Genomic DNA, 19,903 nt, shown 5'->3' on the forward strand with positions numbered 1-19,903 from the left:
AATAGAAAAGATCCACAACTCATTGTTGTGGATCTTTTTACGATTCATTATTCAACTGATAGAAATATCTTTATACTGCCATCCTGAGAATAAAATTCAAAATCAGTTTTATATGCTCTTCTAATATCACTTTTCCAGATATCCACCCAAGCATGAAAGACTCCCTGTGGATCGGTATTATCTACCTCTACAACATGGTAGTTTCCTGCTAGAATGATGACACTACTTTCATCCGTAAATTGTTCTTCAGAACCAATATGCAAATCATAATCACCTGTAAAATCACTTGAATAATTATGATAAACAGCGTATATATCACCTTTTACATCTAAACGAAGAAACTCTTCCCACAAACTAAGTATTTTGTCTGTATTTTGATTATTTGTTCTTATTCTTTTACCATAAATAAGCTTTTCAGTAACTGCTGCATGCATGTATATTTCCTCCTACTAGTTTTAATATAGAAAATATAACATTCAAAGTATGACAACAGTCTGTCAGTTTTCATAAATAAATTTAATTTCATTCTGATATTCATTTCTAAGCCATTGTGGAGATAATATCTTTACATGCCTGCCAAACATGAGTAGGAATGGCAATATATTTTTAGTGCTGTCATAATGAAAGATTACCTTTAAGCTCCCATCTCCAAGTACCGATATTTCATCTTCCGTAAAAAAATCGTATAACTTACCAAGTTCACTTTTTGAAAAAAGTAATATAATCTCCTCTACTTTAACGGACTTAGTAGTCAAGTACTCATTTGCCTCCGTATAAGCAGTTCTAGTCTTGTCATCTATGACTTCCATCTTTCTTATCCTAGTCAATTTAAATAATCTCAAACCTTTTTTGGTTTCACAGAAGGCTTCCAAGTACCAACTACCATTCATAAAATTTAATTTCAAAGGTTGAATAATTCTACTAGATATATTCGCTGTTTGTGACACATAATGAATACAAATTTTATTCCCCTCATCAATGATAGAGAGTACTTTTTTTATCTTCACTTTTGTTTCTTCTTCAATCGTTTCTCGGTGTAATGTAGATGATGTTATTGTAATATTAGAATGAAATTCTTCCTTATTTTCTTTCAATAGCTCTATTTTTCTTTGTAAAACGGTTAATTGATGATTATCAAATAACTCACTTTTTAAAGTTAGACCTTCTAATAAAAATTTCTTTTCTTCTTCGTTAAACGTAAATTTATCAAGTTGATAGTTATCGATTAATGTGAAACCGCCATTTTTTCCTAGATACGAAATAATAGGGATTCCGATTGCTGATAAAGCATCCATATCTCTATAGATCGTTCTTTTACTTACTTCAAATTCATTAGCTAATTCATCAGCAGAAACTAATTTTTTCTTCAATAAATAGATCAGTATGGAGAACATTCTCGCTGTTTTCATGGCATCCTCCTTGTTTGATCAAATTACCATATTGCTTAAATAATTCATACATTTTCTTTTAAAAAAAGGAGCTGCAGGACTTGAATTTACTGTTTAAAGAGGTCAGCAATAATCACGAGATAACCGTATACGACACGCCGGAGTTATATGGTAAGAAAGGAAACTTCCGAGTATTGGAGTTTTCCAATAAGGCTATACAAGGTGCGATGGATTTGAATAATCCCGAACGAATCCTATTTGAATATCCACGGGCGATTATCCATTTAATGGATTTCAACTCCCCATCATTCGAGGATGTATTTGTAATTGGGCATGGAATTGGAACGATTGCAGGGCATTATTCGGAGAAACGATTTAAAGTCGCAGAGCTCGATGATAAAGTCGTGGAGTTAAGCAAGAGGTTTTTTGGATACTGCAAGGATAATGTGATCGTCGGTGATGGACGCCAAATTCTCGGGAGTGAAGAACCGCAGGCCTACGATTATATTCTTTTAGACGCCTTCACGGAGAAGGGTACTCCTCTGCATTTAATATCTAGGGAATTTTTCAGGATAACGAGGGAAAAGCTCGATTCGCAAGGATCTATCATCATGAATCTGATGGGCAAAGGTGAGAATGATCCGCTTCTAAACGCCATTCATACGACGCTTAGCGAGGAATATGCTTACATCAAATCATTTGCCCTGCCATCCGAGGGTGCCGCCGATATCCTAAATATCATTATTATAGGCAGAAATAAGCCAATCGCATTTCAAGCACGCCATATGGCGGGTTTCACAGAGATTGAACTAGGACAAGGCTATGTCATTAGGGATAGCAGCCCAAGGTGAGAAAACCTCTATCGAGGCAATTCAAAGCGAGCGACCTAATAAGAAAGCGGTTCTCGGGAACCGAAAACTTATACTTTCTTATGTGGACATAAAAAACGTTATCGTTCAAGTGAACGAATAACGTTTTTTGTGTTAGGCGAAGAATTGTTTTAGCGGTTCCCAGTAGTTGATATGCCAGCCTTTAGACAAATGTTCACTTTGGTCCTCAGGAAATCCTGTATGGCTCAAGGTTAAGCGAGTTCCATCCTCTTGTTCCTCCAGCTCGAACTTCACTAGGGAATATACGCCCTCTTCCCAATCCTTGATACGCCAAGCCTGAATAATTCGCTTATTTGGCCTTAGCTCTATATTCTTCCCTACGACCATCCCTCCGAAGCAGGAAAAGGTGCCGCTGGATTCGGTCGACGTTTCTGTCGGAGAGCCTCCCATCACTTCACTAAACAGTGTCGCATCGGTCAATGCCTCGTAGATGCGATTCGGACTCACAGAGAATAACACCTCTTGTTGGATCGTCGATTTACCTCCATTTTGCTTGTCCTTCCCCTTCAGCTTTTCTTCAAGCTGCTCCACGGACATGTCTTTTAACATTTCGGCATGTTCATGAATCGTATGGTACCACATCTTTGCTTCTGCTTTGTACCTGTTTATCTCTTCTACTGTGAAACCACACTTGCAAGATAATGTCGTCATTGTCTTCTATCTCCCTGTACTTGAAGTTGTAGAATATGTAAGCAAATTGAAAGTGAAGGTATGTCAATGCCTCATCCTAATGAGGAGATGAAACAGGGCAATGTTATTTTCCCCAATGTTAGGTAACCTATGAAGGAATATGTAACCATAGCAACAATTTTTGCGACGTCTGGCTGCTCTAAGTGGGGATGGTCTTTTTTGGTGTTGTTCGTTACCTATCGTTTATAATAAAATAGGAATAAAGTAAGAATAGATCAAAAGAAAAGGTGTCATTCATGAGCATATTAAACGTAGAACGATTAAGTCACGGCTTTGGAGACCGCGCCATCTTCAACGATGTATCCTTCCGCCTACTCAAGGGCGAGCACATCGGACTCATCGGCGCTAACGGTGAAGGGAAGTCCACCTTCATGAATATCATTACAGGTAAGCTCCAGCCGGATGACGGCAAAGTCGAATGGTCCAAGCGTATGCGCGTTGGTTACCTGGATCAACATGCTGTACTGAACAAGGGCCTTTCGATCCGCGATATCTTAAAGGGAGCCTTTCAATATCTGTTCGATATGGAACAGGAAATGAACGATATGTACGCCAAGATGGGCGATGTAACACCAGAAGAGCTTGAGCAAATGCTTGAAGATGTTGGAACGATTCAAGATACATTGACGAATCAAGATTTCTACATGATCGATGCCAAGATCGAAGAAACCGCCCGAGGACTGGGCCTTACGGATATTGGACTGGACAAGGACGTCAATGATTTAAGCGGTGGGCAGCGTACGAAGGTATTGCTTGCGAAGCTTCTGCTTGAAAAACCAGACATTCTGCTTCTCGATGAGCCGACCAACTATCTCGATGAACAGCATATCGAATGGTTGAAACGATATCTGCAAGAGTACGAGAATGCCTTCATTCTCATCTCACATGATATTCCGTTCCTTAACAGCGTTATCAACCTGATTTATCACATGGAAAATCAAGCGTTAAACCGCTATGTTGGCGATTACGAGCATTTCCAGCAGGTTCACGAAATGAGAAAGTCGCAGCTTGAATCCGCGTATAAGCGTCAGCAGCAGGAAATTTCCGAACTGAAGGACTTCGTTGCCCGTAACAAAGCGAGTGTCGCGACGCGGAATATGGCGATGTCCCGGCAAAAGAAGCTGGACAAGATGGAAGTCATCGAGTTGGGCAGAGAAAAACCGAAGCCGCAGTTTAATTTCAAGGAGGGGAGAACGGCTGGTAAGCTGATTTTTGAAGCGACTGATCTCGTCATCGGTTACGAGGATCCTTTATCCAGACCGCTCAACCTTCGCATGGAACGCGGTCAGAAGATCGCGCTTGTAGGCGCGAACGGTATCGGTAAAACGACCTTGTTGCGCAGTATTTTAGGCGAAATCAAGTCACTTTCCGGATCTGTACAAAAGGGAGATAACCTCCAAATTGGTTATTTCCAACAAGAGATCAAGGATTCCAATAACAATACCTGTATTGAGGAAGTGTGGAATGAGTTCCCCTCGTTCTCACAATTCGAAGTACGCGCGGCGTTAGCCAAATGCGGGCTTACAACCAAGCATATCGAGAGTAAAGTTGTGGTACTCAGCGGTGGTGAGAAAGCTAAGGTTAGGCTTTGCAAGCTGATCAACCGCGAGACGAACCTGCTCGTGCTCGATGAGCCGACGAACCACTTGGATGTCGATGCGAAGGATGAACTGAAACGTGCTCTCCAGGCGTACAAAGGCAGCATCCTGCTGATTTCCCATGAACCGGATTTCTACCGTGATGTCGTAACAGAAACATGGAACTGTGAATCTTGGACGACGAAAGTATTTTAAACTAACCTAAAAAGCTTATCTAATCGCTTTCTTGCGATTAGGTAAGCTTTTTATATTATTGTACAATAGCGTTGCTCGAACAGGGTTATAGCATTTAGCCCCCGCTAGTGGTTTTTCTATGACTCTCCACTTATTAGATTACTTCTTAGTTTCTGTAGGTATTGGAGTTTTGCTCGGTAACATGTTAATCAAAGAACCGTTACCCCAAGCATCAGGCACATCGCCCTTCCAAGCCTCAAGGAATTTATAATCAACCAAGTCAGCAGTTATTGACTTAGCAAGCTCTAGGTTACCCTTTGCTTTTTGTTGAGCTACATATAGATCAGCATCCGCTTTAGCTTTCGCTGCTGTAGCGTCTGCTTCTGCTTTTACTACATTTTGTTGAGCGTCGATCTTAGCTTTATCTAGATCGTTCTGGGCTTTCATTGCATTTTGAGCAGCAATTTGTTTCTGCTCAATAGACTGATTAAATGCATCAGAGAATGTAAAGTTAACAATAGAGATATCCCCTACTTGGATGTTGTAAGCCTCTAAAGCTTTCTTCAATAATTCATTTGTCTCTAAAGCTACACGTTCACGCTTAGAGATTAGCTCCTCTGCGCTGTACTTAGCTGTAACTTCTTTAAATATCTCTTGCACGTGAGGATTGATTACTTTGGCGTCGAAATCTAAACCAACATCATGGAGTAACTTGTAAGCCACCCCTTTAGGAATTGTAAAGTTAACAGCTACATGACTATGAACAGGTTGCAAGTCTTTGGAAGACGCCGCTGCATCTGCTTCCGATTTAGCTACTTGAGTATTGACTTCAACAATGCTTGAGATGAACGGCCACTTCCAATGAGGACCTGGCTCCAGTACTGTTGAGCTAACACTACCTAATGTTTTTCTGAATCCAACATGACCGTTTTCCACTGTACTAAACGAAGTCAAAATTAATAGTAATATTGCAACTCCACCAACTCCATATTTGATCCCTTTGGTTAAAGTCGATCCTTTTCTTACGTTCAGACCTGTTTCCATAGTTACACTCTCCTGAATAGTGAATTAGTTTATTAGTACCTAATCTCTTTACTTCAAAATCTATTCATCTAATTCACCTTCAATACATCATTCAAAGCCCACATTGCCACTTCCTAGCCATTTGTAGAAACAGAACGCACATTCGATGAGCAATAAAAAGCACTCCGCGTGGGTGCTTAATCTTGCTATTTTTCATATTTTCTTTTTTCATACTCTTTTTGCTTTTCCTCAGCTTCGCGTAGGGCTGTATCTAGATCACTAAATTTCGCCTAACTTTAATTACACATTTTTCCATGTCGATGTCAGACCATCGTAGTGCAAAGATCTCCCCTTGTTCCTTAGACGGAATTCCTCCTCCTCTGACACCAAATCGATTAAAAACCAAAAAACATGCCAATTCACTTGTGGTTTAGTGAATTAGCATGTTTTAAAATACTACAGTTCTGACATATTAAGTCTCGAATAAAATGCGCCCAGTCTGCGATAAGTCATAGCCTTGAATTGGACGCAGCTCATTATGGAAGGATTCGGATTGTAAGACCTGCTTAAGTCGTTCAATCCATTCCAGGTTTTCCGGTTTTTTTAACATGACAAGGTCATATCGTTCTTGAATAAGTGGAATGAACTCCACGCCGCCAACCATATAGGCTGCTCTCTCAATCCCAACTCCGAAATCCGCTTCACCCGTGGCGACTTTACCAGCCACGCCCATGTGATTCGATTCCTCCTGCTCATAACCGCTTAGCAGCTGATGTGGAATTCCATGAAGGCGGAGCTGCTCATCGAGAAGAACGCGTGCGCCGGAACCTTTTTCACGATTGACCAGTTGAAGGCCAGGCTTCTTGAGGTCAGCCCATCCGTAGATCTGTTTAGGATTTCCTTGCTTAACGTATAGGCCAGCCGATCGTGAAACGAGATTCATAACCAGATAGGAAGAACCCGTCAGCAATTTTCGGATATAGGGAATGTTATATTCACCTGTGTCACCGTCCAGCAAATGGGTGCTGACAATATCAGATTCACCTTTATACATCGAAATTAAACTATCCAGACTTCCTACGTAAGAACGAAGCGGTCTGTAATTGGGTAAATTTCTCTCCATATGCTTGGCTAAAATGTCCAAGCTAACGTCTTGTCCAGTTATAACAAGAGATTGTTTCGAAGATGAGGCAGCCTGAGCATGAACTTGCTGCTGTACGGAAGGTTCGGCTAGCTCCTTTTTGGGAGTAGAGGCCATACCTCCTTTCGTACGTGTTTTATATGCTTCGAGATCAGAAGCGTCTACCCGCATTTGCTTTCCGACACGGTAGGCAGGCAGATCCCCTTTTTTAATTAAATCATAGACGGTTAGCTTGGAGATTTTCAAAAGTTTAGATATCTCTTCCGTTGTATAGGAAACGTCGGCTGTCATGGTAAACCTCCAAAAGCATGTTTTTCATTATCATCTATCATAAGCGGATAAATAGGGTATTTCAATCCCGTTGTTTACTAATTAAATATGGTTTTATATAATGATCAATAAATATACTATTCTATTTATAATCAAATAGATATAAACTTAAAATTGGAGGGTACATAATGTTAAAATCAAGAATGTTTAGTTATGTTTTATCATGTTTCGTTATATCGGCAATGATTATCACAGGGTGTTCGAGTCAAAAGGAACAATCCGCAGCAAGCACAACACCAACTCAATCCGCTCAAGCAACAGCAACACCTACTTCAGTTCCCACTGAGAAAGTAGAATTAACGATTTCTGCAGCCGCAAGCTTAACCGATGCCTTCAAAGAGATTCAAACGAATTACGAGAACAAAAACAAACAAATTAAACTCAATTTTAACTTCGGAGCTTCAGGGGCTCTGCAACAGCAAATCGAACAAGGAGCTCCTGTAGATTTATTCTTTTCGGCAGCAACTAAAAATATGAAAACCTTAGTCGACAAGCAATTGATTGATTCAACTCAGCAAAAAAGCTTGCTAATTAATGAATTAGTTCTCGTCGTTCCAGCTGATGGTAAAGTGACTGTACAAAAAATAGAAGATTTAACAAACGAAACGATCAAGCACTTAGCCGTCGGAGAACCACAGACCGTCCCTGCTGGCAGCTATGCCAAAGAGGCACTGACTAATGCGAAACTTTGGGACCCGCTTCAAGCCAAAATCGTACAGGGCAAGGATGTACGCCAAGTACTTACCTATGTGGAGTCTGGGAATGCTGAAGCCGGCTTTGTTTATAAGACCGATGCGTTGACTTCAAAAAATGTAAAAGCAGCTTTTAGTGTTGATCCAAAAACGTACACGCCCATTGAATATCCTGCCGGTATTGTAAAAGCAACCAAACACAGCAAAGAAACCGCTGACTTCTACACATATCTCCAAAGTAAAGAAGCCCAAGATGTGTTTGTGAAATACGGATTCTCTATACCAAAATGATGATGAAACAGATTAATTGGACAGAATTTGCTTATCCGATAATCCTTTCATTAAAGGTTGCCGTCGTATCCAGCGTTTTTGTTCTTTTGATTGGTGGATTAGCAGCTTGGGGAATGTCGCGGCGGAACTTTCGCGGAAAAACATTGTTAGAAACTACTTTTCTTCTGCCTTTGGTACTGCCTCCGACAGTCGTCGGCTTCATTTTGCTGGTCCTGCTGGGTAAAAAGAGTTGGATTGGGTACCTCATGGAAAGCTTCTTCAATCAGTCGATCATATTTACATGGGGGGCCGCCGTTATCGCTTCGATCGTGGTGGCTTTTCCATTAGTCTATCAAACGATGAAAACCGGGTTTTCCTCGGTTAACAAAGATCTGGAGGACGCGGGGAGATCAACGGGAGCAACCGAGTGGCAAGTTCTACGCTATATAACCTTACCTTTGGCATGGCGCTCTGTTACAACAGCTTACATTCTTGGCTTCGCTCGAGGTCTGGGAGAATTTGGCGCAACGCTGATGATAGCTGGCAACATCCCTCACAAAACCCAAACGTTGCCTACCGCCATCTATATTGCTGTTGAATCTGGTGATCAAACCCTTGCATGGTACTGGGCAGGAGCCATAATCATTATCTCATTCGGATTGATGCTGTTTGCTAGCCACAAACCAAAAAATTAGAGAAATTGGATGTAGGAAGATTCTAGGTCCGGAATACATATGGGAGTTTCATCTATATGTTCCGGACCTTTTTAATTCATGAGGCTAATCTACTAAATATACCCTCTCACCAACATGAATGGGTCCTGTCTTTATGACAGAGGCATACACTCCAAAATTTAAATTCATCTCCTCGTTAATTTTCTTCAACAGAGAAACATCGCGTTCGAGTGTATCTGGATCGATTGTAGTCATTGAACAACGCTCACAATAACTATCAATTTGTAATTCAGTACTGCCTATCCGTATTCGCTTACCTATCCAATTACCTTCATTACTGGAGTTTTCATCTAATGTCACGACTAGGTTTGCTCTAAAGCGTCTACGATCCAATCTCTTTCCCCATATCTCTTCAAGCTTGCGTAAAGTAGTGTCCGTAACGATTAAGATACTCCCTGAATCGACAGCCATCAGATCAGCGTTCTGCGTTTTGTAGTACTTCATAGACACCCTTTTTGGGGAATATCTTTGGATTTCATCTAATAATTCTTCATTCCAGTTAAAAATCCGTCCATCTGGCGATGTGACTACTAACTCAGGCAGCTCATCTTCATGATCCTCTCCGATGATTCTCGCCTTATAAGCAAGCATGTTAGGGAACTCTCTAGCCGTGATAAAGCTATCCCATCCCTCTTTTGTTTCATCAATAAAGGCAAAATAGCGATCGCCGTATAAACCACTTTTCTCCATACAGCTAGCCTGCAAACTTTCACCCGCAAATGACTTTACAGGATATCGGGTTATTTCACTAATTTTACCTACGCTATGTAATGTCAAAATAGATCCTCCTAGGTCATCGCATGGATTATCTTTAGCTAAAGCCGTACCCATTTGGCTCCTTGCCAAGTATGAATGTAATACCACTTTTCACCGTTTGGAGACTTCCATTCGCGTGAAGCGGTGACGGTTTGCGGGGTGAAGGTAAGCACATGCGTTGTCAATGAAGCGTCCATATACGGTGTGTCCAGTGCAATGGATGCAGCAGTCAGTTCAAGACTAACATCACTCAGCTTTACCCCGAACTTGGCATCGTTATCGAAGTCACCGGTCAAGTGGGATGAGATTTCTTTGGCTAGGTTGATCCACTTACCAGAACCGTCCGATACAACAAAGTACCAACCGTGTAATTTTCCAATCGCATGAACAGTTTGCGGCTGCTGAAGCTCAGGTAATTCGACGCTATAAGGGAATGGTAATTTGTAATAGTGAAATGGGACAGGAATGTCCAGCTTAAGGTCGACCTTCTCTACACCCTCAAACCCAAGTCCATGGGAATCATCTGCATGTATCCATCTTTGTCCTTTCGCTGTATCGACCCTATACCAGATGCTTGGTGGAACCATTCGCGCTTGCTGGTTATACTTCTCGATAGGCTTCACGATCTGAGGGGGCAGCTTCGGCTCGTCAGTCAACGGTTTCTCGAAAGGCAGCATATAAACCTCAGTTTCCTGTTCAATCGATATCATTCCTTCAACCGGAGCACCTTTGTATTTTTCTGCATAATGATACGGGCGAATCCACTTGTCTCCAAGCCACGAGGTTTTAATTAAATACCACTTATCATTGGAGTAGCACGGCGTATACGGGTCGCACACAGAGATCGAGGCAATCGCCTGAACCGTTTGCGGAGAGAGCTTGTACTCGGTCTTCTTCATCGTTGACGCAGAGTCATACAGGTCTGTTTCCTGTTCAAGTAAAGTCAGCTTTTGCTCCTGAAGCTCCATTTGTCCGTATTTGTACGCGCCTTCCTTCAAATTAATCCATGCTACACCAAGCCATGTCATAACAGGCACTTTATCCATACGAGTGATGCCCAGCAGAGTGCTGCTCTCAATCGGAGCTAGGTGGACAGACTGGAAGGCGCTAAGCGAGCCGATGACCTCATCCGATCTTGTGTTATTGCTTGCATATAGCGTAAACTCGTCCAACAAGGTTACATAAGGCATGGCACCTGGCGTAGCGAGCTCCTGCTCAGCCTTAGAGAGCTGCGGTCCGGATAGGGCACCTATTGCTGCGGCCAGCAGCAAGGTTAACCATTTGGTCAAACTAATCATCTCCTTTCGATAATTAGACGTAAGTTCTGCATGAAAGTTACAAATTTTCCCTCATTAGCAAATTGTCCAACGCGCAACAAAGCGCCCCACCGATTGTCGGATAAGGCGCTCAACGTTGTAAGTGATATTCCAAAGCTATTTTCCCGTGGCTATCTCAACAATATTTTGGACAATTTGATATATGATAAACGATGCAAAAACGAGCACAGAAATCGTCGCGTAAATTCTCCGAGGATTCTGGTACCACTTTGGAAATTGCTCGAGTCGTTTAGGTGATTGAAAGCCTTGAACGATATCGCCATGCTTAATCGCTTCGTTAAAAGGTGCCCTTTCTTCAGTGGCAACCTCATTGCTTAGTTTCTCAGTTTGATGCAGAGTCTTGTCATTAAAAGGGTTGTAGGAAGTATCTTTCATATTTGACCTCCTTCACGTTAATATCCTTATTATACCATTTTATGCCTACCTAATTCTCCATTTCTCTCATAAACCAGAAAACAGTAACCCGGGAAAATATAGTCAATCACCGAATGATTATGCATGTATCGAGAATCTCACTCAACTCAGCAAAATCCATAGCAAACCATGCTAAATAGGGGCAAGCTTTCGCCTTTCGCCTTACGTCCTACCCAAAACATATAAATTAATCTATTAAAAAAAGCCATATTGAAAACTCTCAACATGACTCCTCCTATTTGTCATTCTAATTCAATCTGCCAGGCGTTTTGTTAACTTCAAAGTTAGTCGTATCGCTATAGCTCTCACCCATGGCCTGATAATTTGACGGAACTTCTTCATCTGTCTGGTCCACATGATTCGAGATAGCGTTATCCGCGTTCTCTTCCAGATTCGAGGTTATGGCCCAACTAACTGGACGTCCAAGCTTCTTATGCAATTCCTTTTGATCCAATGAAATCCCTCCGTTATCCATAACAAAATACACTTCAAGTTATTATTACTCAATGGAGCGCTTTTCATTCCAGACCTTGGACAGTCATGTCCCTTCTTCTTTAACAATGCTATTGTCGATATATCTGTAAGCCGCCGTATTATATGGAAACCTCGAAATCTTTAACATGAACAGCGGTACCCTTAACCTCTATGCCATACCTATCATTGTTTCGTGTTACTGTTACGTGAATTCTGCCATCCCTGCCCATTTCATGGCCTTGCTCAATCAAAAGATTTAGTGGATAGTCAGCTTCCTCGTTCATATATTTGGCATAATAAGCCCCCATTACACCTGAAGCGGTGCCAGTAACCGGGTCCTCAATCGTACCTGAATAGGGAGATGAAAAATGTCGAGCATGCATGTGCGCATTCTTATCGTATGTTTCTAAGCAGAAAGGATGTACCGAGGCCTTCGGCATATCTTGTAATACCTCTGGAAAGTGCTTATTATTCGGTTTCATTGCTCTGAAAGCACTAAGGTTTTTAATCGGGACTAACAACGTCCATATGCCAGTGCTTCCATACAGTGTTGGTAGATTGGTTTCGATATCTTCTTCTTGAATCCCCATGGCAGATGCCAAATCTTTCAGTGAACCATTGAAGTCTTGAAATTGCGGAGGGGCTTGCTGCATCGTTATGTAAATCCCTTTATTCAGTTGTGAGTCAAGTCTAATCGATAATACACCCGCTCTTGTTTCAATCGTCAATTTTGTTTGATCTCCAAGCAGCCCTTTTGTTTTCAATGCATAAATGGTTGCCATTGTAGCGTGACCACAGAGGTTCATTTCATGACCAGGTGTAAAGAATCGAATCTTGAGATCAGCATTTTCGGACTTAAGTGGGAAAGCTGTTTCATTAAAACCAACTTGTTCTGCTATTTTTTGCATGTCATCGTCAGTAAGCTTTTCGCCATCCAATACGACGCCCGCAGGGTTACCCATGTTAGGAATATGACTAAATGCATCGTAATGATAAACCTTTATTGTTTTCATATCGTACACCTGCCTTTTCACAATAAATCTTCTAATACCAATTATATGATTTTTTTCCTCCTCAAAAAAGAAAAGCTGCCGCGGCAGTCCCCCAACGTTACAACCAATCTTCTAACGACTCCGGTAATTCGTTTGCGGGGCATCTTACTTTACACCAAGTATCCGATTAATCTCAATCTGAATGCGTATAATTCCCTCATGACAGGCATCCAAATTGATTTCGTTTTCCATCTTTTTTTCCAAAGCCAGAACCGCCGTTAACAACGGCTCCGCGTAGAAATTGGCAGCTATACCTTTAAGCGTATGAACCATTCTGCGTGCAGTCGCATTCTCCTGGTGGATGATAACCGGATAAACTCGCTCTGAGAAGTTACAGTAATCCAGCTTAAATTTCTCCATCATATATTGAAAAATATGTATTTTATGATCGATATTTCGCATGATTTGCGTGGTATCTACACCCTCGATTTCAAATAACCAATTCGGATTTATCCACTTCTCCAGCATATCGGAAAGCTGCTTTTCATTAACTGGTTTAATGAGGATGTCATTCAGCCCCAATTTAAGAGCTTCCAGGTCCTGCATCATGACATCTGCTGTAAGGGCAATGATCGGGATCTTATTCATCAGTTTGAGCTTCCTCAGCCGCTGTGTTGCCTCATAGCCATCCATCTCAGGCATATGAATATCCATTAGAATAAGCTTCCATTCCTGCTGATCAACAAGTTCCAGGACCTCATAGCCATTCTGCGCGATAACCGCTTGGTAACCTAATTGCTCAAGAAGGCCAATAATCACCATTTGATTAATTTCATTATCCTCAGCAACTAAAATACTACCTTTGGACATGGACGACGAGTTGCTTACTTCAATGGAATTGGGTGCAATGGCTTGCGATGCTTCCAGTCTACGTTGATTCAAAGCTTGCAAATTTTTCCGCAAGGTCAACCTGCTGACAGGCTTAACAATAACTTCATCCGCTTTCAGCTCCTCGGGCAATTCGGACATTTCCTCTCTGCCTTCAAGTGTTGTAAACGCAATCACTTTCGTCTGCGAGCGATCTATCGAATCTAAAACATGGCGCCAAGTGGCGGGATGCTGCATTTGATCCATTTGCATATCCAGAAATAAATAATCATTTGCAGACTTGGTCATGCTGTCCTGATCCAAAGAAGCAAACAAATCGGATGAAGATGAAACCGTATCCACGTGATATTGAAAGGAAACAAAGAGCTCCGAGATATGCTGCGCAACAACTGGATGATCTTCAGCTAAAAGCACACGGTTATTCCCCTGCGGCAACCCAGCGTGCTGGTCCAGGCTCTTCGCTTCTTTCCCTGCATCCCCTTTTGTGCCAAACATCAGGCTAAAATAAAAGCGGCTGCCTTCCCCAAGGACCGAATCCACCTGCAAAACGCCCCCCATTGACTGCACCAAATGCTGACAAATGACAAGTCCTAAACCGGTACCGCCATATTTGCGGCTTATGGATGTATCTGCTTGCGAGAACGGTAAGAACAGCTGCGATAGCTGCTCTTTTGAAATACCAATTCCAGAGTCTTCCATTGCAAAAGAAACAACGACCCCTTCGTCCACGTATTTCTCGACCCGAACTTTTAATCGAATATAGCCTTGCTTGGTAAATTTAATCGCATTATTAGATAAATTAATGAGTACTTGTTCAAGACGAAAGGAATCTCCGCTAACGATATCCGGTAAATCTGCTGGAGTATCCAGCATGATCTCGATTCGCTTCTTACCTATAGATACGCTGACTAGATCGGCAACCTTTTGGAGGGACTGTTCTAATGAGAACTCCACCATCTCTAAGGTCATTTTACCCGCTTCAATTTTTGAGAAATCAAGAATATCGTTAATCGTCGTAAGCAGGACATTGGAGGAACACTCAATTTTGTCCAAATATTCCTTCTGAATCGTCGTCAATTCTGTTCGTTGTAAAAGTAAAGAAAGTCCAATAATTCCGTTAAGAGGCGTACGTATTTCATGACTCATCCTAGCTAGAAACTTACTCTTCGCCCTGTTCGACTCATCCGCTTCTTCCCGCTTCTTCAAGTCGGTTATATCATGTACCGTACCGGTGACAGCGGTGATCTCTGTTTTATTCTCATTGAATAAAGGGGACAAGGTGACGTTATACGTATGCTGACTGCCATCCGGAAGCAGGAAGTTAATCGCAAATTGCTGCGTTTTCTTCCTCTCAATCGTTTGTTCGAATATCCGCTGCCACTTCTCAGTGTCATCCATCCGGACAAGGTCCGTTAATTGCTGTCCCCTTACTTGCTCATACTCTAGCTGAAAGGTCTGATACATTTTGTAGTTCGTAGAGGAGATGCTTCCGTCCAGGCGAAATCTGAAAATAAAGTCCTCCGAATTTTCCACTAACGTCCGATATTGCTCATCTCTGACTCTCGCTTTGCTCTGCGCTGCACGATGTTCGGTCACGTCCATGGCAGATCCAATCACTTCATTGACGGAACCATACTTATAAATGGGTTGTAAGTTAACAAGAATCGTAGATCCGCTGCAATCGTATTCATACGAAACTCGTTCACCCTGCCAAGCTTTATCATAATGCTGCTTTACGAATTGTTTGGACTCTTCACTTAATACATGAATTTCGTCCAATTTCTTGCCGATGAATAAGCTCGGTCTCAGACCAAGATGATAGACCAGCTGTCCTTCAAATAAGACGTAAACGTATTGATCCCGGTGTTTATGGAGTTTAAACGTAAAGCCTGCCTGAAAGCGCAGCATATCGATTAGTTCCTGTTCCACTTGATAGATCTGCTGTTTATACTCACGAGCACGGACTAAATATCGCAGAAAACAAGCAACAAAAAACAAACAAAGCAGCTGAATGATAATATATCTGTAAAAGATATCAAGCGGTGTTCGATAAACAAACCATATCATCGTATAATAGGACGGGTAGAAAATGACTCCTCCAAATAACCATTTAAGCCAATATGAACGCGTTTTTGCAAATATAAAACTAGTCCCCGTGACAGCTATCACTCCAAATATCAGCTGCGGTATTTCTATGTTACCTTCAAAGATGTAGCGCCCTATCCATAAGCATACGAATGTAATACTTAAGGAGATGAATCCTCCTAGATAAATAGAAAGCAGTAAGGCTACTCCGCGAAAGTTAATAATAACGCGATCATCAACGTGGACACTGAAGTGTAAGAGGACAAAAACTAACATTCCGTATGAAAGCCCAATGAAAACCTTATAGAGCCAGGCAGGCTTCTGATTCAGTTTCATCGTGATGGAAAGCTGTTCCACGAATAATACAAAAATCGTTATAATAGCAAAATTGGTAATCAAAGCGTGAAGCAGAGTAATCACCAGCCTATATCGACTTAGAATGTAGGATAATCACGCTATCCTGTTTGTTTGGTTTCTAGATGCAGCATTTCCTCTATGCGCTTCGCCTTGACCGGCTGGCTGAAATAATAGCCTTGTACCAGCCTGCAGCCGCACTCCTGCAGTACTTGAAGCTCCTCCTCTGTCTCTACACCTTCCGCTACAACGAGAAGATTCAAATTTCTTGCCATCGTAACCATCGTGTTTACTATTACCGCATTCACTTGTTTATGTATCAATCCCTTAATAAAGGATTGGTCAATTTTCAATTTATCAATGGGAAAATCTCTGAGATACCCGAGTGAGCTATACCCGGTTCCAAAATCATCCATTGCGACGCGAACACCTAGCTTCTTCAGCTGACGAAGCGCATCGGCGGCCAGCTCAACCTGCATACTCATACTTTCGGTAATTTCGAGCTCCAAGTACTTGGGCTGTAAGCCTGTTTTCTCCAAAATAGTCTGAATCATCCGGCTAAGTCGGCTATCATTGAACTGTCGCCTGGACAGATTAACCGCAACAAACACCTTGGAAAGGCCCGCCTCCTGCCACCGCTTGTTCTGCATGCAGGCTTCCTTCAGTACCCATTCCCCAATTTCATGAATAAGACCGCTTTCCTCGGCTATAGGGATAAAATCAGATGGAGGCACATGACCCAAAGTAGGATTATGCCAACGTATCAGGCTCTCAAGTCCTACAATTCGATTCGTATATACATCAACCACTGGTTGATAAACAAGATGGAATTCCTTATTGTTAATCGCTCTTCGCAAGTGAAACTCGATGTCCATCCGCCTTTGGAACTGATCTTGTCTATGTGGCTGTGGGGCAGAAAGCACGGTTTCTGCAATTCCTGTTGAAAAAAAGTGAGAGTCATATATGCCTTGAATCCCGTTTTGAATAGCCATTTTGCATCGTTCTAGAAAATAAGAGGTCGCAATTTTATTCGTCAATTCCTGGGTTAACATTTCTTTATGAAAATAATCTGCCGCACCTAAACGCATCGCTTGAATGGTCTTCATAGAACCTTCGGGTGTATGCGTACTAAGTACTACAACAGGAATAGGACTATGATTCATAATAAGATGAAGTGCAATTAGTCCATCTGAGTTAGCCATATCTAAATCAATGATGACCAAATCCGGTTTACTAGCCAAGATGCAATCAAGGACAGTATTTCCGTGCTTCGCCATACCTGTCATTACGAATTGTGTATCTTTCTCGATTAAGGCTCCTACTTCTGATCTTAATTCACTTGATTCACTTACAACTAGAACACCATACCCGTCCAAAAGACCCATTTCCCCACCACCCTTACAAGCAATAAAATACGCATTATCTCTATTATACTTTCCACTTATTAGGTTACTTGCATAAATGGTATGAATTCCCCCTTCTAATTTCGCTAATAATTTACTAACAATTTCTCTTAAAATGTCAATGATAGCGGTTTACTCTTAAATTTCGACACCGTATAATAGAATTAATGAGTAAAGTGTTAGCGTGTGCATTCCCTCTGTTCATTTCACGAATTTTTGAATTGGAAAATTTAGCTTAGTTTGGGGGAGTTTCTAATGGACAGAGTTCTACTAATTGAGGACGATGATATTATCGGTGAAATGATTTGTATGTATCTGAAGGAGGAAGACTTCCTAGTCCTTAGGTCCCACAACGGTCAGGAAGGCCTTGCAGCCTTGCATGAATTCGAACCGGATCTCATTCTTCTCGATCTTAATCTTCCTGACTTTGAAGGAATTGAGCTGTGTACTTCCCTACGGAACATAACGCCTGTGCCCATTATTATCATTTCATCTGACTCCAGAGTGAGCGAAAAGATTGAAGCATTCACTGTAGGTGCTGACGATTACTTAGTCAAACCATTCAGCATGCATGAGATGAAAGCCAGAATACAAGCCCTTTTACGTCGTTTCAAACTGGGACACCCTACCGAGACGCCAAAACTTCAGGCCGATCATGAAGTTACCGTACCAACCACGGATTTAAACATTAATTTGGAAAAAAGAACGCTCTATGTTCGAGGCGAGTCTATCGAAATGACGTTTTCCGAATTCGAGCTTATCCGGCTGCTGTACGAGCACCCCGAACGCGTTTACCGCCGAGAAGATCTCATAAATGCCTTACGTGGTTTCGATTCCTACATAAACGACCGTGCCATTGACGTTCATATTACGAATTTGCGCAGAAAAATTGAAGTTAATCCCAAAGAACCAAAATACATAAAAACCGTGTGGGGCGTAGGCTATAAATTTGTCATGTGACGATGGGATGTTCCTAAAGGAGAAACAAGCGCCTTTTGGAGCTTTCTATTTGCGCATAAAGTAGCTATTGGAGCTGAATAAGAGCCTTTAGAGGCTCTTATTTGTCGTTGATAGGGTGAAAAGCTAGCTACGATTTAGGACACCTCTTAGCACACAAAAGTATTCATTCTGGCTTCATCTTGCTTCGCCTCAACCTTCACAAACAAGCTCTTCAAAAAATCCAATGTAAACAGCAAATCCTTGCATCTATTCCCCCTACCCCCTATGATTTCATTCCCGCTGTGTCGTAAAACAATGCAATTTGTTGAAACTAGATCTTTATACAAACTTTTACTAATTTTTAGCAAAAATTGGTTGACATAGAAATCATTGATCCTTTAGTATTGGACTTCTGAGACCACGCTAGGGGATAACCAAACTATGGAACAAATGGGTGAGATCTTATGCACAGTAATAAATTAATTTTGGATTTAGGAAGTCATAGCGCCAAAGTGTTCAGGAAATCAAACGATCATATTGAGCAAGTGGATGTTCTAACATGGGAGCTTCTGGAGAGCGGGGTGGACCTGCCGTCTATTGAAGGTACTTTAAAGTCTTTGCTTTCTACGCAGTGTTCCTTTATCGAAGGCCTTGGCCAAGGAGACATCGAAGCTATTGGTACAGAAGCGATGCGAAGATCACCTCATTTGTCCGAACATATGCAGGAAGTTTGTAGGAATTTGAGGATTGCTTACAGAACCATTAGTCAAAAAGAAGAGGCTGACTTGCTGAAGAAAGCGATAGCCGAATCGGATATCCCCAGTGACCTTGATGTCATCAATGCCGGGGGAGGCAGCATCCAAGTTATCACAAGTGAAAGCGAAGCTCCTTATCTGATTCCTTTCGGCATTTCGGATCTTAACCAACAATTCAACTTGCTTGGACCTCCAGATCAAAGACAGATTGCCACTTGTATCAAATGGCTTTCCTGCCGATTGCCGGCTTCCTTAGAGCAGTTTGCCTATACGGGCGGTGAGAAAACGTATTTGCGTCATTTCCAGATCGAGCTTGAGGATGATCTGTATTGCCATAGAAGTGATTTCACTCTACTAACCAGACAATTGGCAGCTCAGGACCTCCAAACCCTAGAAGCTAACTCTCCCTTCGATCCCAAATGGATGCGCGGGGCCATTGCCTCTAATTGTGTCGTTCTTGCTGGCTTGATCAAATCGGGCGCAACCAAATTCATGCCATCGGATCTCAATATCGCTCATGGATTTATCAAGCAGTTGTAAATATTCCCACTTTTGCAGCAGTCATATATAATCATT

Annotated in this window: 18 protein-coding genes; 6 read left to right on the top strand and 12 right to left on the bottom strand. The window is 41.8% G+C overall.

Features of this window, described 5'->3' with window-relative positions:
• Nucleotides 1–47 precede the first annotated feature (47 nt).
• Both ACBP55_RS35450 and ACBP55_RS35455 read right to left on the bottom strand, forming a co-directional pair.
• A complete protein-coding gene (locus ACBP55_RS35450; protein ID WP_464648337.1) occupies nt 48–434 on the bottom strand; it encodes a GyrI-like domain-containing protein in 387 nt (128 codons plus the stop codon).
• Between the two features lie 63 nt (nt 435–497).
• Complete coding sequence (locus ACBP55_RS35455) at nt 498–1,409, bottom strand: helix-turn-helix transcriptional regulator (RefSeq protein ID WP_464648338.1); 912 nt, start codon at nt 1,407–1,409, stop codon at nt 498–500.
• Nucleotides 1,410–1,489: 80 nt separating this feature from the next.
• On the opposite strand from ACBP55_RS35455, the gene ACBP55_RS35460 reads away from it, so the two are divergent.
• Nucleotides 1,490–2,239: a spermidine synthase gene (locus ACBP55_RS35460; protein ID WP_464648339.1), complete on the top strand. Its 750-nt coding sequence runs from the start codon at nt 1,490–1,492 to the stop codon at nt 2,237–2,239.
• Between the two features lie 132 nt (nt 2,240–2,371).
• Here the strand turns inward: ACBP55_RS35460 and ACBP55_RS35465 are convergent, their stop codons facing one another.
• On the bottom strand, nt 2,372–2,929 hold the full coding sequence (locus ACBP55_RS35465; RefSeq protein ID WP_464648340.1) for an SRPBCC family protein: 558 nt from the start codon (nt 2,927–2,929) through the stop codon (nt 2,372–2,374).
• Nucleotides 2,930–3,204: 275 nt separating this feature from the next.
• On the opposite strand from ACBP55_RS35465, the gene ACBP55_RS35470 reads away from it, so the two are divergent.
• Entirely contained in the window at nt 3,205–4,761 is a 1,557-nt protein-coding gene (locus ACBP55_RS35470) for an ABC-F family ATP-binding cassette domain-containing protein (RefSeq protein ID WP_029195725.1), read from the top strand.
• A 138-nt stretch (nt 4,762–4,899) separates the two neighbouring features.
• Here the strand turns inward: ACBP55_RS35470 and ACBP55_RS35475 are convergent, their stop codons facing one another.
• Complete coding sequence (locus tag ACBP55_RS35475; protein ID WP_464648341.1) at nt 4,900–5,784, bottom strand: prohibitin family protein; 885 nt, start codon at nt 5,782–5,784, stop codon at nt 4,900–4,902.
• 451 nt (nt 5,785–6,235) lie between these two features.
• Complete coding sequence (locus tag ACBP55_RS35480; protein WP_464648342.1) at nt 6,236–7,195, bottom strand: substrate-binding domain-containing protein; 960 nt, start codon at nt 7,193–7,195, stop codon at nt 6,236–6,238.
• A gap of 167 nt (nt 7,196–7,362) precedes the next feature.
• Here ACBP55_RS35480 and modA point away from each other — a divergent pair, with 167 nt between their 5' ends.
• Entirely contained in the window at nt 7,363–8,217 is an 855-nt protein-coding gene (gene modA / locus ACBP55_RS35485) for a molybdate ABC transporter substrate-binding protein (protein WP_464648343.1), read from the top strand.
• Nucleotides 8,218–8,219: 2 nt separating this feature from the next.
• Nucleotides 8,220–8,891, top strand: coding sequence for a molybdate ABC transporter permease subunit (gene modB / locus ACBP55_RS35490; RefSeq protein ID WP_464653545.1), 672 nt, complete (start codon nt 8,220–8,222; stop codon nt 8,889–8,891).
• 84 nt (nt 8,892–8,975) lie between these two features.
• Here modB and ACBP55_RS35495 read toward each other — a convergent pair whose 3' ends face one another.
• The 7 genes from ACBP55_RS35495 to ACBP55_RS35525 all read right to left on the bottom strand — a co-directional run bounded on the left by ACBP55_RS35495 (nt 8,976) and on the right by ACBP55_RS35525 (nt 17,615).
• Entirely contained in the window at nt 8,976–9,707 is a 732-nt protein-coding gene (locus ACBP55_RS35495; protein ID WP_464648344.1) for an MOSC domain-containing protein, read from the bottom strand.
• Nucleotides 9,708–9,745: 38 nt separating this feature from the next.
• A complete protein-coding gene (locus ACBP55_RS35500; protein ID WP_464648345.1) occupies nt 9,746–10,975 on the bottom strand; it encodes a hypothetical protein in 1,230 nt (409 codons plus the stop codon).
• Nucleotides 10,976–11,119: 144 nt separating this feature from the next.
• Nucleotides 11,120–11,398 carry a hypothetical protein gene (locus ACBP55_RS35505; RefSeq protein ID WP_268616174.1) on the bottom strand — a complete coding sequence of 93 codons (279 nt, stop codon included), beginning with the start codon at nt 11,396–11,398 and terminating at the stop codon, nt 11,120–11,122.
• A 286-nt stretch (nt 11,399–11,684) separates the two neighbouring features.
• On the bottom strand, nt 11,685–11,891 hold the full coding sequence (locus ACBP55_RS35510) for a hypothetical protein (protein WP_464648346.1): 207 nt from the start codon (nt 11,889–11,891) through the stop codon (nt 11,685–11,687).
• A gap of 139 nt (nt 11,892–12,030) precedes the next feature.
• Nucleotides 12,031–12,924 carry a PhzF family phenazine biosynthesis protein gene (locus tag ACBP55_RS35515; protein WP_464648347.1) on the bottom strand — a complete coding sequence of 298 codons (894 nt, stop codon included), beginning with the start codon at nt 12,922–12,924 and terminating at the stop codon, nt 12,031–12,033.
• A 144-nt stretch (nt 12,925–13,068) separates the two neighbouring features.
• Nucleotides 13,069–16,296: a response regulator gene (locus ACBP55_RS35520; RefSeq protein WP_464648348.1), complete on the bottom strand. Its 3,228-nt coding sequence runs from the start codon at nt 16,294–16,296 to the stop codon at nt 13,069–13,071.
• 35 nt (nt 16,297–16,331) lie between these two features.
• Nucleotides 16,332–17,615 carry an EAL domain-containing protein gene (locus ACBP55_RS35525; RefSeq protein WP_464648349.1) on the bottom strand — a complete coding sequence of 428 codons (1,284 nt, stop codon included), beginning with the start codon at nt 17,613–17,615 and terminating at the stop codon, nt 16,332–16,334.
• A 273-nt stretch (nt 17,616–17,888) separates the two neighbouring features.
• On the opposite strand from ACBP55_RS35525, the gene ACBP55_RS35530 reads away from it, so the two are divergent.
• Both ACBP55_RS35530 and ACBP55_RS35535 read left to right on the top strand, forming a co-directional pair.
• The gene (locus ACBP55_RS35530; RefSeq protein ID WP_464648350.1) at nt 17,889–18,593 is read left to right on the top strand and encodes a response regulator transcription factor; all 705 of its coding nucleotides are present in this window, start codon (nt 17,889–17,891) and stop codon (nt 18,591–18,593) included.
• A gap of 443 nt (nt 18,594–19,036) precedes the next feature.
• On the top strand, nt 19,037–19,867 hold the full coding sequence (locus tag ACBP55_RS35535; RefSeq protein ID WP_464648351.1) for a Ppx/GppA phosphatase family protein: 831 nt from the start codon (nt 19,037–19,039) through the stop codon (nt 19,865–19,867).
• Nucleotides 19,868–19,903: the final 36 nt, after the last annotated feature.

The organism is Paenibacillus sp. WG02, from assembly GCF_055396115.1.